Origin of the sequence: Streptomyces sp. NPDC096311 (assembly GCF_044763085.1) — a bacterium.
GTDB lineage: Bacteria > Actinomycetota > Actinomycetes > Streptomycetales > Streptomycetaceae > Streptomyces.
Genome location: NZ_JBIWFN010000020.1, coordinates 154,592 through 172,217, shown reverse-complemented (window position 1 = coordinate 172,217; position 17,626 = coordinate 154,592). Strand labels below are relative to the sequence as shown.

Here is a 17,626-nt window from a genome sequence, read left to right as displayed (position 1 = left end):
CCCCTACATGAGGTTCCTGGTCCCTGCGGAGACCCGGCTCACGGAGTCGGGGTCTCCAAGGCGTAGCCCACACCGTGGACGGTACGGATCCGCTCGGCACCGATCTTCCGGCGCAGCGCCTTGATGTGGCTGTCCACGGTCCGGGTGCCCGAGGCGTCCGCCCAGTCCCAGACCTCGGCCAGCAACTGCTCGCGGGAGAGTACCGCGCGCGGAGTGTTGGCGAGGCATACCAGGAGGTCGAATTCGGTGGGCGTGAGGTGCACGTCCTCCGAGCGCACCCGCACCCGGCGCTGCGCGTGGTCGATCTCCAGCTCGCCGAGGCGCAGGATCCCGCTGCGCGGCGTCGAGGCGGCCACCACGGCCCGCTCGACCCGGCGCAGCAGGACGTGGACGCGCGCGGCCAGCTCGCGCATCGAGAACGGCTTGGTCATGTAGTCGTCGGCGCCGACGCCGAGCCCGACCAGCATGTCGGTCTCGTCGTCGCGCGCGGTGAGCATCAGCACCGGCACCGGGCGCTGGGCCTGCACGCGCCGGCAGACCTCCAGGCCGTCGAAGCCGGGCAGCATGATGTCGAGGATCAGCAGGTCGGGCTGCCAGGCCTCCGCTGTGTCGACGGCGGCCGGTCCGTCGCCCGCGGTTTGCACGAGGAATCCCTCGGCTCGCAGGCGGGCCGCGATGGCGTCGACGATCGTCGGGTCGTCCTCGACCACCAGCACCCGGCGCTGAGCGCCTGGCGTGGCCGCCGTGCCGTTGTGCGAGGTGTGTGTCTGCTCCATCGCCCGCCCCTGAGGTGTGCTTTCCGGAATCCGTGGGGTGATCCCATGACTGCGCTTGACGCTTGAATGATCTGCGCCAGGGAAGCAGGGTACGGGCAGTCACCTTCGCTCGGCTATCCAGGCCCGACCGCGAGATGGACGACGTCCGGAACGCCCCGGGCAACGGGGATCTCTTCGGTACGCACCTGGTGGAATCCGGCATTCCGCAGCGTTCCTTCAAATTCCGGAGAGGGCTGCGCCGACCATACGGCGAGTACCCCGCCCGGCTTCAACGCCCTTGCGCAGCTTGCCAGTCCGGCGGGTCCGTACAGCCCGGTGTTGTCCTCGGTGACGGTCCAGTCGGGCCCGTTGTCGATGTCGAGGCACAGCGCGTCGTACGTGTCGGAAGTCTCATTGACGTGAGCGAGCAGATCCGATCTCACGATCTCGGTCCGGGGGTCGGTGAGCGCCGCCGCGGAGAGTTCCGCCAGCGGTCCGTCACGGTGCCAGTCGATGATGGCCCCTTCGCGTTCGACGACGGTGATGTGTCCCCAGCGCGGGTCGGCGGCGGCGTGTGCCAGAGAGAACCCGACGCCGAGCCCCCCGATCAGCACCTTGGGCTCCGTCCGCCCGTCCAGGGCGTCCAGCGCGGCGTCGACGAGCAGCCGTTCCGAGCGGCCGTCGGAGGTGTCCATCAGGAAGCACCCGTTGGCGATGATCTGCAGCAGCGCGCCGTGGCGCCGCAACACGACCTCGCCGTACGGGCCTTCCCGGCGATCGATGACTACAGGGATGTCGTACGAGGCAGTCATGACTCCCATCCTGGCATTTTCACCGGGATGGGTAGCCGAATTAACCGTTCCTAGGGGCTGAGCGGGAGTGAGTCCTGTTGCCAGGACCGCTGCTCAGCCGAACAACCCCAACGGTGTGGGGTGTTCTGGTCGCGCGTCTTCGCTCCACTGCCGGGCGGCACGTGTCTGGTACGCGGTCCGGGCGGGTGGGGGCGGGTCCTCCTTCTCTTGTTCGACGTCCTGCTCGCCGAGGCGGGCGGTCCCGGCCACCTCGCCGACGCGCTCTTCGTGCAGCGCTACAAGGCCGCCCGGATGCGGGCCCACCTCGACCGGCTGCTGTGCTCGATCACCGTCTCGGGCACGGGGCTGCCGTCGGACGCGCGCACGGACTGGCTCGGACGCATGTGCGGACACGGCGACCCCGGACGCCGTACGCGCTTATCAGGTTGCTATGAATCGCCTCCCACGTGGCGTCGGTCATAGACAGCGGCGCCGCGAGCCCCCAAGGGTGGAGCGGGACGGAAGGAGCCCCTCACCTTGGACCGGAGCACGACCGCGACGGCGAGGGCAGTGGCGACGACCACGGCCCCGACGGCCTCCTCGGCCGATGCCGCGCTCAAGGACCCACAGACGGGCACGCTTCTCCTGGACGGGGTGCCGCGACAACGCGGTGCCACGACCGTGTCGCCCGCCCCCCGCCCGGCGACGACACCCCCTGTACTCGCCCCTCCCGCTCCACCCGTCTCCCGTGTCCTCGCCCGGCTCCGGTCGCTCCGTCCCTGGCGGCTGCTGCCCACCCCCACCGGAACGCCGTTCACCTTCGGTTACGCGGCCGTGCTCACCGTCACCGCGATGGTCACCGACTACGCGGACCCCTCCCTCGTGCACGCCTTGCAGCAGGGGTCCAGCACCGATGTCGCGCACCTCGTACGCGAACCGGTGCTGGTGCTGCTGGCCAGTGCGCTGTGGATGGCCGGCGGGATCACCTCGCCGTACGCCATCGGGTTCGTGCTGGTGCTGACCGCGCTGGAGCGGCGGATAGGCGGCCTGCGGGCCGCCGGAGTCTTTCTGCTCGGGCACGTCGTGGCCACCCTGGCCACCGAGGTGCCCGTCGGCCTTTCCGTGCTGGTGGGAGACCTCCCCGACAGCTCCCTGCACCGTCTCGACTACGGCATCAGCTTCGGCGTCGCCACGAGCGTCGGCGCGCTCGCCGGATTGCTGAGGCCCTGGCTGCGCTGGCCCATGCTGGTCGTCTTCGGCTCGATGGTCGTCGGGGACCTGCTCGAATTCGCCGACCCGATGACGGACTGGGGGCATGTGATGTCCCTGGCGATCGGGGTGTCGACCTGGCCGCTGGTCCGCGGCTGGCGCCGCGCCCGTACGGAGGCGGCCTCCAGTCCCGCCGCCCCCGCCGCCGCACACACCGCTCAGTCGCCCGGCACCGCCGCCGTCTGACATCCCGGGCGGTCGGGCCGGGTCCGGACCGGATCAGTCCAGTCCAGTCCAGTCCAGTCGGGTCGGGTCAGGTGGCCCGGGCCGCCGTCAGCCGTCGAGCCGGCTCCGGGATGCCGAGGCGACGCTCCCGTTCCGCACTCGCCCCGTGGAGCTGGTCGGTGAGCTGGTAACGGTCGGCGCGCAGGTCGTAGTACTCGCGGAAGAGGACCTCGCCGCCGTTCACCCCGCCGTTCACCCCGCCGGGCAGCCGGCCCTGCCGGTCCAGGCGGAGACCATAGTACTCCGTGTACCGCTCGGTCTTGCCGATGTACGTCGCCCAGCTGTGGATCGGCGCCGTCTGCTCGGACCCGTTCGCCTCCGTCACTGCCCGCACCGCCGCCGCCCCGAGCGCTGCTACGGCCGCGGCCCCGGCACCCACGACCACCCGGCGCCGGGTCGACCCCCGTTCCCGTCCCTGTTCCTGCCCCTCGCCCACGTCGCGCCCCGTCTCCCCGTGCGTGGTTCCACAGCCTGTGGATGAGCCTGCAGTGCGAAGGAGCCGGCTGCGAATGCGATTGCGGTGGTGCGGCGGGGCTCGTGCACTCTCGCGGCTGGGTCGGCTGCGTCGACCGGGCGCGGTCGCACGGGAAGGGACGGCTGGCCGACGGCGTTGACCGCACCACAGGCGTTCGCCGCGGATCTACGGCGGAGTGGCGCCGGCCAAGAGGGAAGCGTGGCGGATACCCCACTGACCTGCGTGGATGTCTCCGTGGAGAGCGATCGCTCACAGCGAACAGACCCTGGGGAACAATCCGGGGCTCACGTGCATTGAGTCGGCATAGCTCAACTTGACTGCCTAGGGAGAGATAATGGCTTCGACGTCCACACCGCTCACCCTGCCCGTGTTGCCGCTCGATGATGAGGTCGTGCTGCCCGGGATGGTGGTTCCGCTGGACCTGAACGACGCCGATGTACGCGCCGCGGTGGAGGCCGCCCAGGCCGCCGCGCGGTCGGAGCCCGGCAAGCCGAAGGTGCTGCTGGTGCCACGCATCGACGGGGCGTACCCGAGCACGGGCGTGCTCGGCACCGTCGAGCAGGTCGGCCGACTGGCCGACGGCGACCCGGGCGCGCTGATCCGCGGCCGTGGGCGCGTGAAGATCGGCGCCGGGACGACCGGTCCTGGTGCCGCCCTGTGGGTCGAGGGCACCCGGGTCGATGAGACCGTGCCCGACCCGCTGCCCGGCCACGTCACCGAACTGGTCAAGGAGTACAAGGCCCTCGCCACCAGTTGGCTGCGCAAGCGCGGCGCCTGGCAGGTCGTGGACCGCGTACAGGCCATCGACGACGTGTCCGCCCTTGCCGACAATTCCGGTTACTCCCCGTTCCTGAGCACCGAGCAGAAGGTCACGCTGCTGGAGACCGCCGACCCGGTCGCCCGGCTGAAGCTCGCCACCGAGCAGCTGCGTGAGCACCTGGCGGAGCAGGATGTCGCCGAGTCCATCGCGAAGGACGTCCAGGAAGGCGTCGACAAGCAGCAGCGCGAGTTCCTGCTGCGGCGCCAGCTCGAAGCCGTCCGCAAGGAGCTGCGCGAGCTGAACGGCGACGCCAAGGAGGGCGAGGAGTCCGACGACTACCGGACCCGCGTCGAGGCCGCCGACCTCCCCGAGAACGTCCGCGAGGCCGCGCTCAAGGAAGTCGACAAGCTGGAGCGGTCCAGCGACCAGTCGCCCGAGGGCGGCTGGATCCGGACCTGGCTCGACACCGTCCTGGAACTGCCGTGGAACGAGCGCACCGAGGACGAGTACGACATCCAGGGCGCCAAGAGCATCCTGGACGCCGAGCACGCCGGTCTGGAGGACGTGAAGGAGCGCATCACCGAGTACCTGGCCGTGCGCAAGCGGCGTTCCGAGCGTGGTCTCGGCGTCGTCGGCGGGCGGCGCGGCGGTGCCGTGCTCGCGCTCGTCGGTCCGCCCGGTGTCGGCAAGACCTCGCTCGGCGAGTCCGTCGCGCACGCCATGGGCCGCAAGTTCGTCCGGGTCGCGCTCGGCGGCGTACGGGACGAGGCCGAGATCCGCGGCCACCGGCGTACGTACGTCGGCGCGCTGCCCGGCCGCATCGTCCGCGCCATCAAGGAGGCCGGGTCCATGAACCCGGTGGTCCTGCTGGACGAGATCGACAAGGTCGGCTCCGACTTCCGCGGCGACCCCGCCGCGGCGCTGCTCGAAGTCCTCGACCCCGCCCAGAACCACACCTTCCGGGACCACTACCTGGAGGTCGAGCTCGACCTCAGCGACGTGGTGTTCCTGGCGACGGCCAACGTGCTCGAAGCCATCCCGGAGGCGCTGCTCGACCGTATGGAACTGGTCCGGCTCGACGGGTACACCGAGGACGAGAAGGTCGTCATCGCCCGTGACCACCTGCTGCCGCGTCAGCTGGAGCGGGCCGGTCTGGAGAAGGAGGAGGTCGCGCTCGACGAGAGCGCGCTGCGCAAGCTCGCCGGGGAGTACACCCGGGAAGCGGGCGTACGCAACCTGGAGCGGGCCGTCGCACGCCTGCTCCGCAAGGTCGCGGCGCAGCACGAACTCGGAGAGCGGGAGCTGCCCTTCACGGTGACCGACGCCGATCTGCGCGGGCTCATCGGACGGCCGCACCACGTGCCCGAGTCCGCCCAGGACCCGGCCGAGCGCCGTACCGCGGTGCCCGGTGTCGCCACCGGTCTGGCCGTGACGGGCGCGGGCGGTGACGTCCTCTTCGTGGAGGCGTCGCTGGCCGACCCGGAGACGGGCGCGGCCGGTCTGACCCTGACCGGTCAGCTGGGTGACGTGATGAAGGAGTCGGCGCAGATCGCGCTCTCCTTCCTCCGCTCGCACGGCGCCGAGCTGGAACTGCCGGTCGGCGACCTGAAGGACCGGGGCGTGCACATCCACTTCCCGGCGGGCGCGGTCCCCAAGGACGGTCCGAGCGCGGGCGTCACCATGACGACGGCGCTGGCCTCGCTCCTGTCCGGCCGGCTGGTCCGCACGGACGTGGCGATGACGGGTGAGGTCTCACTGACCGGCCGTGTCCTGCCCATCGGCGGGGTGAAGCAGAAGCTGCTCGCCGCGCACCGGGCGGGTGTCACCACGGTCATCATCCCGAAGCGCAACGAGGCCGACCTGGACGACGTCCCGGCCGAGGTGCTGGAGAAGCTGGACGTCCACGCCGTCACGGACGTCCGCCAGGTCCTGGAACTGGCGCTGTCGCCGGCGACGAACGGCGCGATGCCGGAGGTTCCGGCAGCGGCGTGACGGACGCTGCCGGTAGGGAAGGCCCGGGTCCCGTGAGGGAGGCCCGGGCCTTCGCCGTGCTGTCAGCCGTCAGCCGTCAGCCGACATCTGCCATCGGTCAGCCGTTGGCCAGTGCCCGCACCCGGTCCAGCCCGCCGTTGAACTTGTCGTGGTCACCGACCGTCGGTCCGGACGAGGTGTACTGCCACAACGTGTAGTACGCCCAGCCGGCCGGCAGCGTGCCGGGGTCGGCGGCGTAACGGGCGATCCACAGGGGGTTCAGGGAGGCGAAGCCGCTGTAGTTGCCGGTGCAGTCGCTCCACCAGCTGGTCGCCGTGTAGATCACGGCGTCCCGGCCGGTGCGCGCCTTGTACTGGGCGAGGAAACTGCTGATCCAGCTGACCATCGCGCTCTGCGTCTTGCCGTAGCAGGCGGCCCCGTACGGGTTCCACTCGATGTCGAGCGTGCCCGGCAGCGTCCTGCCGTCGCCGGACCAGCCGCCGCCGTGGTCCACGAAGTAGTTGGCCTGGGTGGCGCCGCTCGTGGTGTCGGGGGTCGCGAAGTGGTAGGCGCCGCGGATCATGCCGACGTTGTACGAGCCGTTGTACTGCTGGGCGAAGTAGGGGTTCGTGTAGTACGTCCCCTCGGTGGCCTTGGTGTAGGCCCACTTGACCCCGCTGTTCCACAGGGTCGACCAGGCGACGTTGCCCTGGTAGCCGCTGACGTCCACGCCTTCCGTCTGGGTCGCGTCACTCGTGTGGGGTGTGCCGGCCTGGCCGTCGTGCGCGAGGACGCCCATGCCCATGCGGGCGGAGCCCCGGGCGGGGGTGTCGGCGGCGGCGGAGGGCGGGGCGGAGAGGGCGGAGAGGAGGGAGAAGGCGGCGAGCAGGGTTCCCAGCGCGAGCAGGCGCAGGCGGTGGGGCGTTCCGGATCCGTGCACGGGCATGACGTGCCTCCGAAGGGCTCGATGGAGCCAGGTGGGGGGAACGGTGCGGACATGCGTGCCGTGAGTGGTGCGGGCATGCGCGCCGTGAGGGGGGGCAGGTCCTCGTCGACCTGGCGGCGTGGGCATGCCATTGGGTGCCTGTTCACGAAGCTACGCACGGGGAGAACGCGCTGGGAAGAGGGGCCGTGGGCTGCCGTTGGTCTACGCCTGAGAAATACTTGCGGAGCTGTGGCTATGGCCACCGTTGGCGGAAACTTTCAGAGTCGGGAAACCGGGTGAGGGGCAGACGTGCGCGAGGACAGGAACGGAGGCCGGCGGCCGGCCGGCCTCGACGGGCCGGGCAGGGGTGTGGACCAGCCCGCCGCGCACGGCGGCCCGGACCCGGAATTCCTCTCCCTGGAGCGCGAGTTGACCGTGTTCCTGCGCCGTGCCCGCGCCAACCAGGGCGAGATGGCCCGCGAGGTGCATCCGGACCTGGAGTCCGCCGCGTACGGACTCCTCGTACGCCTCGACGAGTGGGGCCGCCAGCGTGCCACCGCACTGGCCGCCTACATCGGCGTCGGCAAGGCCACCATGTCCCGCCAGCTGCGCGCCCTGGAGGAGCTCGGCCTCATCGCCCGTGAGCCCGACCCCGCCGACGGCCGTGCCTGGCTCGTCCACCTCACCGAGGAGGGCCGCGGCCGGGTCGGCCAGGTGCGTGAGGCGCGGCGCGCCCGGTACGTGAGCGAGCTCGCCCACTGGGATCCTCGCGAGGTCGCGGAGCTGGCGCGGCTGCTGCACCAGCTGAACCTCGGCATGGAGAAGTAGGAGGAGGCGGGCGTGGACCAGGAATTCCCCGCGCTGGAGCGGGAGCTGACCCTGTTGCTGCGGCGTGCCCGGGCCAGTTCCGGCGAGATGGCCCGCGCGGTCCATCCCGACCTGGAGTCCTCCGCGTACGGGCTCCTCTTCCGCCTCGACGAGTGCGGCCGCCAGCGCGCCACCGAACTGGCCGCGTACATCGGCGTGGGCAAGGCGACGATGTCCCGTCAGCTCCATGCCCTGGAGGAGCTCGGTCTGGTCGCCCGTGAGCCCGACCCCGTCGACGGGCGTGCCTGGCTCGTCCGTCTCACGGACGAGGGCCGGCACCGGTTCCGTACGGTGCGGGAGGCGCGCCGGGCACGGTACGTCCGTGAACTCGCGGGCTGGGACCCGGGCGAGGTCGCCGAACTGGCCCGATTGCTCCACCAGCTGAACCAGGGCATGGAGAAATAACACTCCGATCCGCCCCGCTCACCACTCCACGAAGACCACCGTCGCGTCGTCGTGCGTCTTGCTCCGCCTCAGCCGTGCCCGCGTCTCGGCGTCGGCCCGCTCCAGCGTCCGTACGCGGTCCACGAGGGCCTGGGCGCCCTCCTTGCGGACGAGGGTGAACAGGCCGCCCCAGTCGTCCTCCTCGAACTTCTCCACCCAGCGGGTCGCGCCGTCCGTCAGGGCGGCCAGTGCACGGACCTCGGCCCGGGGCACGGTCCCCGTCACCGCCCGGGCCGCGACCGACGGATCGGCGGCGGCCGTGAAGAAGCCCCCCTCCTTGTTGCGGACGGTCGCGTCGGCGATCGCGTCCGAGGCGAGAGAGGCGCGGGGGACACGGGTGAGGCGGCCGTCCAGGACCGGTGTCACCTCGCCCGCCGGGGACTCCAGCAAAAGGGCCGAGTCCGAGAGGACCAGGTACTCGACGAGGTCGGCTGACCAGCGGGCGAGGACCACGGTTGCCTGGGGCGTGCGCGGGTGAGAAAGGTCACAGGTGTCGGAGTGGGCCTCGGAAGTGCGCCGGATGGACCGGGAAAGGATCTCCGCCAAGGTCAGATCCCGGCGGGAAACGGACAGTTCGGTCAGGGCTCCGCCGAGGCGCGCGGAGAACCAGTGGACGGAATGCAGACAGCCGTCGTCGCCCGGCGGGGGAGTCACGCCGTCGAGGACGACCAGTGATCCTCCTTGCCCTGACGCCGGAAGGCCGACCGATGCGAAGTCCTCATTGGGGCGGGCCGGGTCACCCGGCTCGGAGACTAGTTCGGTGCGCATCCAGCCAGTCTGCACCAGCCCTTCACAAGGTCCACGAAAGGCTGGCAACGGTCGCAGGACCGGTGCGGACCAGCAGCTCAGCCGCCGGGTTTGGCACGGAATGATCGACTCCGGCAAGGCGTGGCGGCGAATATTGCCAAAGCGCGCCGCAGACGTCCAACCGGCCCGCCGCGCAAGGGGGCCGCACGCGCCAGAGGAACTTGCCCGCCAACTCCCGTCCGGGGTTCACTCCTTCGGGTGGCGGGCCGGACGATGCGGGACCACTGCCCACCGGCACTGGGAGGGTCGGGAGCCGATGGGACACCCCCTGCTCGAGCGAAGTCGAGAGCTTGGGGAGGGCGGACGCCCAGTTGACGGAACGTCACCCGGGCCCTTGGGTACACGAGTCAGGAATGCGAGCACCGGTGCAGAAGATGCGGTCTCGGCGCACAGGCAAGCAGGCGGCCTCCGGAGCCGGGCAGTCGGCCTCCGAAGCCGGGCAGTCGGCCTCCGAAGGGGGCGCGGAGCGCACGCCGGGTGCCGCGGGGCAGACCCCTGCGGGCAAGGGCCGCTCCGCTCGCGTGCGTAATCGGCTGATCGTCGCCGTGGCGGTCGTCGCGGCCGCCATCGCCGGCGCCGGAGCCCCCACGGTCCTCGCGGCCTCCGAGCAGCTGAACGACTCCCAGAACCTGGTGACGCTCGCCGGGCGGACCCAGCAGGCGCTGACGCTCGCCCACTCGCTGGCCGACGAGCGCGACGAGGTCACCTCGTACATCGCCGCGGGCCGGCCGAAGTCCAAGGCGCCCTCCGAGCAGCGCAGCGCGCGGGTCGACCGGCAGGTCGACGAGGTTCGGGCGGACGAGGACGCGCCCGCCGTCCTCCTGAAGGACCTGGACGGCATCGGCACCGCCCGCAGAGCGGCGCTCACCGGCAAGAGCACCGCTCTCGAAGCGCACGAGGCGTACTCCGACGTCATCACCGAACTCCACGCCCTCGCCGAGGACCTGGCCGAGCAGCTGCCGCCCCGCGCGGGCTCCGGCGCGCACGCCCTCGCCGAGCTGGACTCCGCGGTCCAGCAGTCCGCCGCCGCCCGCGGACTGCTCCTCGCGGCCCTCAGCATTCCGCGCACCACCCAGACGGTCATCAACCCCATCACCGGCCTGGCCTCCACCACCAGCGGCTCGTCCCCCGCCGACACCAAGCAGCGCGACGCGCTCAGCGCCGCCGCCCAGCAGGCCCGGCTCCGCTCGGACGCGGCCCTCGCGGACTTCCGCGAGACGGCCCCCAAGGACGCCAAGGCCTCGTACGACTCCACGGTCACCGGACCCGACGTCACGACCGCGGACAAGTACCTCACCGACCTCACCGACCAGCCGACGCTCTCCGACTCCGAGCTCGACTCCAGCACGAACAAGGTGGACGCGGCGCTCTCCGCCCGCGTCGAGCTGATGCGCGGCGCCGAGGCCTCGCTCAACGACCACCGCACCAAGGACCTGGAGCGGCTGCGGGACGACGACGTCACCGCGCTGGAGATCCGGATCGCCCTCATCGGCACCCTGCTGCTGGTCGCGGTCGGCGTCTCGATGGCCATGGCCCGCACGCTCACCCGCCCGCTGGCCGTGCTGCGTCTGGGCTCGGCCCGCCTCGCCGCGGACCCGGGAGCGCAGGAGCCGGTGAAGTTCACCGGGCGCAACGACGAGTTCGCCCAGGTGGTCCGCTCCGTCAACGCGCTGCACGCGCACGCCGCCGCGCTCCACGAACGGCTGACCACCCTCGAAGCGGACCGCAAGCACCTCATCGGGCAGCGCCAGCTGATGGCCGACGAGCGCGACAGGCTGCGCGCGGAACTCGCCGACGCGGCGGCCCACCTGGAGCAGGTGCGCGGCACCATCCACGGCACCTTCGTCAACCTCGCGCTGCGCACCCTCGGCCTGGTCGAGCGGCAGCTCGGGGTCATCGAGGGACTGGAGGAGCGCGAGCAGGACCCGGACCGGCTGGGCACGCTCTTCAAGCTGGACCACTTCGCGACCGTCATGCGGCGCCACAGCGAGAACCTGCTCGTCCTCGCCGGCCACGAGCACGTCCAGCACCACGCGGGCCCCGTCCCGCTGGTCGACGTCGTACGGGCCGCGGTCAGCGAGATCGAGCGGTACGAGCGCGTCCGTATCGCCGTGTTGCCGCCGCACGCGCACCTCGCCGGGTTCGCCGCGGACGACCTCTCGCACCTGGTGGCCGAACTCCTGGAGAACGCCTCCTCGTTCTCGCCACCCGACCTGCCCGTCGAGGTCTCCGGCTGGCTGCTGGAGAACGGCGAGGTGATGCTCTCCGTGCAGGACGAGGGCATCGGCATGGCCGCCGACCGGATGGCCCAGCTCAACGGCCGCCTCTCCGCGTTCGACCCGGAGGACACCTACGACCAGGAGAGCGGCGAGGGACTCGGGCTCGGTCTGTACGTGGTGGCCCGGCTCGCCCACCGGCACGGCGTCCGCGTACAGCTGCGGGAGCAGAAGCAGGGGGGCACCGCGGCCGTGGTCGTCCTCCCCAAGACGCTGCTCGCGACCGCCCCCGCCGTCACGGTCCCCTCGGCCTCCCCGGTCGCCGGAGCCGCCCCCTCGGTCGTCCTCCCGGGCGCCGACGCGGAGGCCAACTCGAACGTGTTGCACGGCCGTTCGGCCCTCACGGCACGGGGCCAGGCGAGCCCCGCCGTTCCCACCGCTCCCGCCGGTGACGAGGACCCGCTGATCGCCGCCGCGGAGGAAGCCGTACGCGACGCCGCCGCGGAGGAGGCCGTACGGTCGGACGCCGCCGCGCAGGTGGCGTACGCCCCCGAGCCGACGCTCTCCGAGACCACCATGGAGCTGCTGGCACCGCTGGTCCCGCCGGACGAGCCGGTGGCACCGGCGCACGAGCCCGCGGTGTCCGCCACCACGGCCGACCCCTACGCCATCGGCCCCGACTCCCACGAACGGGTGTCGGACGAGGAGACGGACCGGGTCACCGACAAGGGACTGCCCAAGCGGACGCCGAAGATCTCGGCGCCCGCACCGGTTCCCCGGCCGCGCGTCGGCGGTGTGGACGCCGAGGCGCTGCGGCGCAGGCTCGGCGGCTTCCACCGGGGCGCGACGGAGGGCCGCCGCGACGTGGAGGCCGAGATCGCCGAACAGACGGCCCGGACACCCACCCCGCACCACACCGCACGGAACACCGCGCAGGACCAAGCGCAGGACGCGGTGCGACAGCAGGACGCAGTAGACGCATCGGGGGGCACCGTCGAGGAGGCAAGCAGTTGACCGCGCCCAGTACCTTCGGTTTGAGCAGTGAAGCCCGCAATCTGCACTGGCTGCTGACGAACCTCGTCGAGGAGGTGCCGGGCCTCCAGTCGGTCGCGGTCGTCTCCTCAGACGGTCTGCTGCTGCTGTCCTCCGACCCCGGGAGGAACGCGGAGGCCCGCACCGGGGCGGAGGCGCGCCCCACCGGCCCCAAGGGATCCTCCGCGGACCTCGCCACCATCGTCTCCGGCATCGGCAGCCTCACCATCGGCGCCGCCAAGCTGATGGACGCGGGCGGGGTGAAGCAGACGATGGTCGCGATGGACGAGGGCAGCCTCTTCGTCATGTCGATCAGCGACGGCTCGCTGCTCGGGGTGCACGGCGCCCCGGACTGCGACATGAGCGTGGTGGCGTACCACATGGCGCTCTTCGTCGGCCGCGCCGGACACGTCCTGACGCCCGAACTCCGCACCGAGCTACGCCAGTCACTCGAAGCCAAGCCGACGGGGAGTGCCCAGTGAGTTCTTCCTCCGCGCCCAAGCTCCCCATACGTGGCGGGGACCGCAAACCGGCCCGCGTGCGCCCGTACTCGCTCACCGGCGGCCGTACCCGTTTCGGGCACGTGCTGCTGGTCGAGACGTTCGTGGCGGCGCTCGAGGCCCCCGAGGAGCGCAAGGAGCTGACCAACAGCTCCCTCGCGACCCGGGTGATGCCCGAGATGCAGGCCATCGTCGAACTCTGCCGCCGGATGCGTACGGTGGCCGAGATCGCCGCCCTCCTCAGGATGCCGCTGGGCGTGGTCCGCGTCCTCCTGAGCGACCTGGCGGACCAGGGAAAGATCCGTGTGTACGGAACAGGTCACGGCCCGGGACAGCCGGACCGCGCTCTGCTGGAAAGGGTGCTGAATGGACTCCGTCGTCTCTGAGGGTGCGCCGAGAACGGCCTCCCCCGCCTCGGCTCCGATGCCTCTGGCCCCGGTGCCGCTGCCCGAGTCCGACGAGAACCTCCAGGCCTGGCAGACCGACCGCACCCGCGCTCCGATCGCGACGAAGATCGTGGTGGCGGGCGGCTTCGGCGTGGGCAAGACCACGCTGGTGACCGCGGTCTCCGAGATCACGCCCCTCCAGACGGAGGCGCTGATGACCCAGGCCAGCGAGGAGACGGACGACCTCACCGGCACCCCGGACAAAGTGACCACGACCGTGGCCATGGACTTCGGCCGCATCACCCTCGCCGACGACCTGGTCCTGTACCTCTTCGGGACGCCGGGCCAGCAGCGGTTCTGGTTCATGTGGGACGACCTGGTGCGCGGCGCGATCGGCGCCGTGGTCCTCGCCGACACCCGCCGCCTCAAGGACTGCTTCCCGGCGCTCGACTATTTCGAGAGCTGCGGACTGCCGTACGTCGTCGCGGTCAACCACTTCGACGGCAGCGAGCGGTTCGACGCCGACGACGTGCGCGAGGCCCTCACGGTACCCCCACACATACCTGTCATGATCATGGATGCCAGGCGCCGGATCACGGTCGTAGAGACCCTGCTCGCGCTGGTGGGGCACGCGCTCGACGTGAGCCCCGAATAAGACGTACACGGAGTGAGGACACGCATGCGGAAGATACTCGTCGTCGGAGCCGGTCAGTCCGGACTCCAGCTTGCCCTCGGCCTCCAGTCGCACGGGTACGAGGTCACCCTGATGTCGAACCGGACGGCGGACGAGATCCGCACCGGCCGCGTCATGTCGACGCAGTGCATGTTCCACACGGCACTCCAGCACGAGCGCGATCTCCAGCTGAACTTCTGGGAGTCCCAGGCCCCGAAGATCGAAGGACTCGGCGTCTCGGTCGCCGCCCCCGGCTCCCACGACCCCGGTCCGACCCAGCGGGCGATCGACTGGGTGGGCAGGCTCGACGGCTACGCGCAGTCGGTCGACCAGCGGGTGAAGATGGCCGGCTGGATGGAGACCTTCGCCCAGCGCGGTGGCCAACTGGTCATCCACGGCGCGGCGGTCTCCGACCTGGACTACTTCGCCCGTACGTACGACCTGGTCCTGGTGTCGGCCGGCAAGGGTGAGCTGGTCTCCATGTTCGGCCGGGACGCCGCCCGTTCCCCGTACGCGGAGCCGCAGCGCGCCCTCGCCGTCGCCTACGTCCACGGTCTGGGCCCGCGCCCCGAGCACCCCGACTACGACGCGGTCCGCTGCAACCTGGTCCCCGGCGTCGGCGAGCTCTTCGTCATGCCGACCCTCACCACCACCGGCCGTGCGGACATCCTTTTCTGGGAGGGCATACCCGGCGGCCCGGTCGACGCCTTCAACGGCATCAAGGACCCCGCCGAACACCTCTCCCTGACCCTGGAACTCATGGAGAAGTTCGTGCCGTGGGAGTACGCCCGGGCCACCAAGGTCGAACTCACCGACGCGGGCGGAACACTGTCCGGGCGCTACGCCCCCACCGTCCGCAACCCGATCGGCCGCCTTCCCGGCGGCGGCCTGGTCCTGGGCGTCGCCGACGTGGTCGTCGCCAACGACCCGATCACCGGCCAGGGCTCCAACTCCGCCTCCAAGTGCGCGGCGGCGTACCTCGGCGCGATCCTCGAGCACGAGGACAAGGAGTTCGACGAGGCGTGGATGCGGTCCGCGTTCGACCGGTACTGGGACACGGCCCAGCACGTGACGAAGTGGACGAACGCCATGCTGGGCGTGCCGCCGGAGCACGTCCTCAACCTGATCGGGGCCGGGGGGCAGATTCCGGCGGTGGCGCATCGTTTCGCCAACGGGTTCAACGACCCTGCGGACTTCGAGAACTTCTTCTATGAGCCCGAGAAGACCGAGGCGTACCTGGCCTCCGTGGCCGGGGCCTGAGCCTGTCGGGTACTTCTAATGGGACGCGAGCCTCGGTGGTGTGTAGTGCCGCAGGGGCTTTCCGTCCGGGTCCGGGCGGACGGCCCCGAGCAACGGGTTGGCGGCGATGGGGGAGACCTTGACGTCGGTTCCCGGTCTCGGGGCCTGCACGACCAGGCCGTCCCCCAGGTACAGGGCGACATGGGTGGCCTCGGGGAAGTAGATCACCAGATCCCCGGGGCGAAGCTCGCTCAGCGGAATGTGGGGCAACTGGGCCCACTGCTCCTGGCTGGTCCGGGGGATGGGCCGCCCGGCGTGCACCCAGGCCTGCGAAGTGAGCCCCGAGCAGTCGTACGCCCCGGGACCCTCGGCCCCCCACACGTACGGCTTCCCGATCTGCTTCACGGCGTACCGCACCGCCTTCTCGCCCTCCTGCGTGGGCGGCCGCGCACTGCTGAGCGCCCCTGACGCCACGAACTTCTGCTGCGCCTCGGCGACTCCCGACTTCTCCAGCCGGGCGAGCTCGGAGAGCTGACCGGCGCTGAGCGAGGCGAGCAGCCGCTCGACGTCCTTGAGCCGCCCCCGCACGTCGTCGCGCTCCTTCTTCTGCCGTTCGGCGAGAGCGAGTTGACCGTCGAGTGCCTTGCGCGCCTTCCGTGCAAGACCGTCGGTCCTGCGCTCCGTCCCCTGCAGCCGGTCGACGGTCTCGACCCGCTCCTGTGCCAGCTGTCCGATCACGTGCCCCTCGTCCAGAGCGTGCTGCGGATCACGGGCGAGCAGCAGCCGTACGTACGACGAGATCTCGCCGCTGTTCTGGTACTGCTGCCGGGCGAGCCGCCCCGCCGCCGCGCGGCTGTCGTCCAGCGAGAGCCGGGCCCTGGCGAGGTTCCCGTCGAGCCGGGCGACCTCGGCCTTCTGCTTCTTCAGCTTCTCCGCCGTGGCGTTGTACGTCTCGGTGGCGCGCTCGGCGTCCTGGTAGAGCTGTTGAAGATCCGTCAGCAGCTGGGTCACGGACCGCTCTTCGGCCCCGGGATCCGGCGCGGCCACCACCGCCGGCGCGGCGGCCAGCAGCACCCCCGACGCCATCGCGGCCGTACAAGCCAGACGTACAAGCCTTCCTGACACGTCATCACCTCCGGTGCCGAGGTGGTACCTCCACCTCGCACCGGCAGGATCAGGGAGGCGCATCCCGAGCGCGCGCCGACTGGCCGGTTCGGCCCAAGAACCTCACTCGTCGGCGTGGGACTCCGGCGTGGCTCCCGCACCCTTGCCGCCGGGCTTGGACCACGGCCACTTGCGTCCGCTCCCCGCGTCGCCCGAGGGGTCGTACTCGTACTTCCACGCCTGATGCAGCCCCAGCCGCTTGCTCACCCGCGCCTGGACCCGTCGGTAGACGAGCACGGTCGGCGGGCCGCCGTCGGCATCCGGAACCGGAACCCGGTACACCTTCGGTGGGTGTCCGGTCAGACCGAGCAGGACGGGCAGCACACGCCCGTCCAGCGGGCCGCCCTCGAAGGGGGTGTCTTCGCTCTTCACGGCACCAGTGTCACAAACGCGTCCGTCACAGCAGCCGAGCGGCATCACCGATCACCGGAAGGACCGCCCGGGCCAGCTTTCCCAGGGCCCCTTCCCGCTCCTCCAGGACGAGCGCGGCCTGCACCACGCGGGCGGTCTGCGGATCACGTCCGGCACTGACCACGAGCATCGCCACGAACTGCTCCACGAGCCAGTCCCGCAGCTCGTCCAACGGCGGCTCCTTGCCCCCGTCCAGCCAGCTCAGCGAGGCGCCCTCCACCGCCGTGATCCACATCCGCACGGTCATCCGCAGCCGTCGCCCCGGATCCTTCACGCCCAGATGATCCAGAATGTGCTCCGCCGCCGCCCGCCGCACGCCGTCCACTATGGCCGTCGTCCTGGAGGTCTCGACGACACTGCCTCCCTGAAGCAACGCGGTGAACCCGGCGTCGTGCTGGTCCACGAACGCCAGGTACCGGTCCAGGGCCCGGGCCAGCCGCTCGCTCAACGGCCCTTCGGGGGGCTCCGCGAAACAGTGCTCCAGATCCTCCGCGGCGGACCGCAGGGCAGCCTCGTACAGCTGCTGCTTGCCGCCCGGGAAGTACCGGTACACAAGAGGCCGTGACACGCCCGCCGCCTCCGCCACGTCGTCGAGCGAGACCTCCTCGGGTGCCCGGTGCGCGAAAAGGGACAGCGCCGCCTCGAGGAGCTGTGAGCGCCGCTCCTCGACACTCAGCCGACGGTATGCGGGGGTGGGAGCCTGCGAGGTCATATCG

At 71.2% G+C, this 17,626-nt stretch carries 18 protein-coding genes; 10 read left to right on the top strand and 8 right to left on the bottom strand.

Annotated elements, in window-relative coordinates:
• Positions 1-38 precede the first annotated feature (38 nt).
• Positions 39-776 (bottom strand): response regulator transcription factor, encoded by a 738-nt coding sequence (locus ACIRA5_RS40155; RefSeq protein ID WP_054236710.1) that lies wholly within the window; start codon positions 774-776, stop codon positions 39-41.
• A gap of 113 nt (positions 777-889) precedes the next feature.
• Positions 890-1,567 (bottom strand): spermidine synthase, encoded by a 678-nt coding sequence (locus tag ACIRA5_RS40150; RefSeq protein WP_403699654.1) that lies wholly within the window; start codon positions 1,565-1,567, stop codon positions 890-892.
• A 207-nt stretch (positions 1,568-1,774) separates the two neighbouring features.
• On the opposite strand from ACIRA5_RS40150, the gene ACIRA5_RS40145 reads away from it, so the two are divergent.
• Together ACIRA5_RS40145 and ACIRA5_RS40140 are read left to right on the top strand one after the other, a co-directional pair.
• Positions 1,775-2,029 carry a hypothetical protein gene (locus ACIRA5_RS40145; RefSeq protein WP_403699522.1) on the top strand — a complete coding sequence of 85 codons (255 nt, stop codon included), beginning with the start codon at positions 1,775-1,777 and terminating at the stop codon, positions 2,027-2,029.
• A gap of 54 nt (positions 2,030-2,083) precedes the next feature.
• Positions 2,084-3,001, top strand: coding sequence for a rhomboid-like protein (locus tag ACIRA5_RS40140; RefSeq protein ID WP_403699519.1), 918 nt, complete (start codon positions 2,084-2,086; stop codon positions 2,999-3,001).
• A gap of 67 nt (positions 3,002-3,068) precedes the next feature.
• Here the strand turns inward: ACIRA5_RS40140 and ACIRA5_RS40135 are convergent, their stop codons facing one another.
• Positions 3,069-3,476 carry a hypothetical protein gene (locus ACIRA5_RS40135; RefSeq protein ID WP_403699516.1) on the bottom strand — a complete coding sequence of 136 codons (408 nt, stop codon included), beginning with the start codon at positions 3,474-3,476 and terminating at the stop codon, positions 3,069-3,071.
• A gap of 373 nt (positions 3,477-3,849) precedes the next feature.
• Here ACIRA5_RS40135 and lon point away from each other — a divergent pair, with 373 nt between their 5' ends.
• On the top strand, positions 3,850-6,267 hold the full coding sequence (gene lon / locus ACIRA5_RS40130) for an endopeptidase La (protein WP_403699513.1): 2,418 nt from the start codon (positions 3,850-3,852) through the stop codon (positions 6,265-6,267).
• A 97-nt stretch (positions 6,268-6,364) separates the two neighbouring features.
• On the opposite strand, the gene ACIRA5_RS40125 is transcribed toward lon, so the two are convergent.
• A complete protein-coding gene (locus ACIRA5_RS40125; protein ID WP_403699511.1) occupies positions 6,365-7,192 on the bottom strand; it encodes a lysozyme in 828 nt (275 codons plus the stop codon).
• Between the two features lie 288 nt (positions 7,193-7,480).
• Here ACIRA5_RS40125 and ACIRA5_RS40120 point away from each other — a divergent pair, with 288 nt between their 5' ends.
• Entirely contained in the window at positions 7,481-7,999 is a 519-nt protein-coding gene (locus ACIRA5_RS40120) for a MarR family winged helix-turn-helix transcriptional regulator (protein ID WP_403699508.1), read from the top strand.
• 12 nt (positions 8,000-8,011) lie between these two features.
• Positions 8,012-8,443: a MarR family winged helix-turn-helix transcriptional regulator gene (locus tag ACIRA5_RS40115; protein WP_403699505.1), complete on the top strand. Its 432-nt coding sequence runs from the start codon at positions 8,012-8,014 to the stop codon at positions 8,441-8,443.
• A gap of 18 nt (positions 8,444-8,461) precedes the next feature.
• Here ACIRA5_RS40115 and ACIRA5_RS40110 read toward each other — a convergent pair whose 3' ends face one another.
• A complete protein-coding gene (locus ACIRA5_RS40110; protein WP_403699502.1) occupies positions 8,462-9,250 on the bottom strand; it encodes a protein phosphatase 2C domain-containing protein in 789 nt (262 codons plus the stop codon).
• A gap of 392 nt (positions 9,251-9,642) precedes the next feature.
• On the opposite strand from ACIRA5_RS40110, the gene ACIRA5_RS40105 reads away from it, so the two are divergent.
• The 5 genes from ACIRA5_RS40105 to ACIRA5_RS40085 are packed head-to-tail and all read left to right on the top strand — an operon-like array spanning position 9,643 to position 15,356.
• Positions 9,643-12,519 (top strand): nitrate- and nitrite sensing domain-containing protein, encoded by a 2,877-nt coding sequence (locus ACIRA5_RS40105; RefSeq protein ID WP_403699499.1) that lies wholly within the window; start codon positions 9,643-9,645, stop codon positions 12,517-12,519.
• Complete coding sequence (locus tag ACIRA5_RS40100) at positions 12,516-13,019, top strand: roadblock/LC7 domain-containing protein (protein ID WP_403699496.1); 504 nt, start codon at positions 12,516-12,518, stop codon at positions 13,017-13,019. The genes ACIRA5_RS40105 and ACIRA5_RS40100 overlap by 4 nt, the downstream gene beginning before the upstream one ends.
• The gene (locus ACIRA5_RS40095; protein WP_403699493.1) at positions 13,016-13,423 is read left to right on the top strand and encodes a DUF742 domain-containing protein; all 408 of its coding nucleotides are present in this window, start codon (positions 13,016-13,018) and stop codon (positions 13,421-13,423) included. Before ACIRA5_RS40100 ends, ACIRA5_RS40095 begins: the two co-directional genes overlap by 4 nt.
• A complete protein-coding gene (locus ACIRA5_RS40090; RefSeq protein ID WP_403699490.1) occupies positions 13,404-14,078 on the top strand; it encodes a GTP-binding protein in 675 nt (224 codons plus the stop codon). The genes ACIRA5_RS40095 and ACIRA5_RS40090 overlap by 20 nt, the downstream gene beginning before the upstream one ends.
• A 24-nt stretch (positions 14,079-14,102) precedes the next feature.
• Positions 14,103-15,356 carry a styrene monooxygenase/indole monooxygenase family protein gene (locus ACIRA5_RS40085; RefSeq protein WP_403699487.1) on the top strand — a complete coding sequence of 418 codons (1,254 nt, stop codon included), beginning with the start codon at positions 14,103-14,105 and terminating at the stop codon, positions 15,354-15,356.
• 15 nt (positions 15,357-15,371) lie between these two features.
• Here ACIRA5_RS40085 and ACIRA5_RS40080 read toward each other — a convergent pair whose 3' ends face one another.
• From ACIRA5_RS40080 to ACIRA5_RS40070, 3 genes are all read right to left on the bottom strand, one after another.
• Positions 15,372-16,460, bottom strand: coding sequence for an NlpC/P60 family protein (locus tag ACIRA5_RS40080; protein WP_403699484.1), 1,089 nt, complete (start codon positions 16,458-16,460; stop codon positions 15,372-15,374).
• A gap of 102 nt (positions 16,461-16,562) precedes the next feature.
• Positions 16,563-16,871, bottom strand: a complete 309-nt coding sequence (locus tag ACIRA5_RS40075; RefSeq protein WP_352046030.1) for a hypothetical protein — start codon at positions 16,869-16,871, stop codon at positions 16,563-16,565.
• Positions 16,872-16,896: 25 nt separating this feature from the next.
• Positions 16,897-17,622 carry a TetR/AcrR family transcriptional regulator gene (locus ACIRA5_RS40070; RefSeq protein ID WP_403699481.1) on the bottom strand — a complete coding sequence of 242 codons (726 nt, stop codon included), beginning with the start codon at positions 17,620-17,622 and terminating at the stop codon, positions 16,897-16,899.
• Positions 17,623-17,626 lie beyond the last annotated feature (4 nt).

Coding starts and splice junctions, on each gene's coding strand:
- ACIRA5_RS40090 (WP_403699490.1), top strand. CDS start 13,404: ATGGACTCCGTCGTCTCTGAGGGTGCGCCGAGAACGGCCTCCCCCGCC.
- ACIRA5_RS40155 (WP_054236710.1), bottom strand. CDS start 776: ATGGAGCAGACACACACCTCGCACAACGGCACGGCGGCCACGCCAGGC.
- ACIRA5_RS40125 (WP_403699511.1), bottom strand. CDS start 7,192: ATGCCCGTGCACGGATCCGGAACGCCCCACCGCCTGCGCCTGCTCGCG.
- ACIRA5_RS40085 (WP_403699487.1), top strand. CDS start 14,103: ATGCGGAAGATACTCGTCGTCGGAGCCGGTCAGTCCGGACTCCAGCTT.
- ACIRA5_RS40110 (WP_403699502.1), bottom strand. CDS start 9,250: ATGCGCACCGAACTAGTCTCCGAGCCGGGTGACCCGGCCCGCCCCAAT.
- ACIRA5_RS40150 (WP_403699654.1), bottom strand. CDS start 1,567: ATGACTGCCTCGTACGACATCCCTGTAGTCATCGATCGCCGGGAAGGC.
- lon (WP_403699513.1), top strand. CDS start 3,850: ATGGCTTCGACGTCCACACCGCTCACCCTGCCCGTGTTGCCGCTCGAT.
- ACIRA5_RS40070 (WP_403699481.1), bottom strand. CDS start 17,622: ATGACCTCGCAGGCTCCCACCCCCGCATACCGTCGGCTGAGTGTCGAG.
- ACIRA5_RS40105 (WP_403699499.1), top strand. CDS start 9,643: ATGCGAGCACCGGTGCAGAAGATGCGGTCTCGGCGCACAGGCAAGCAG.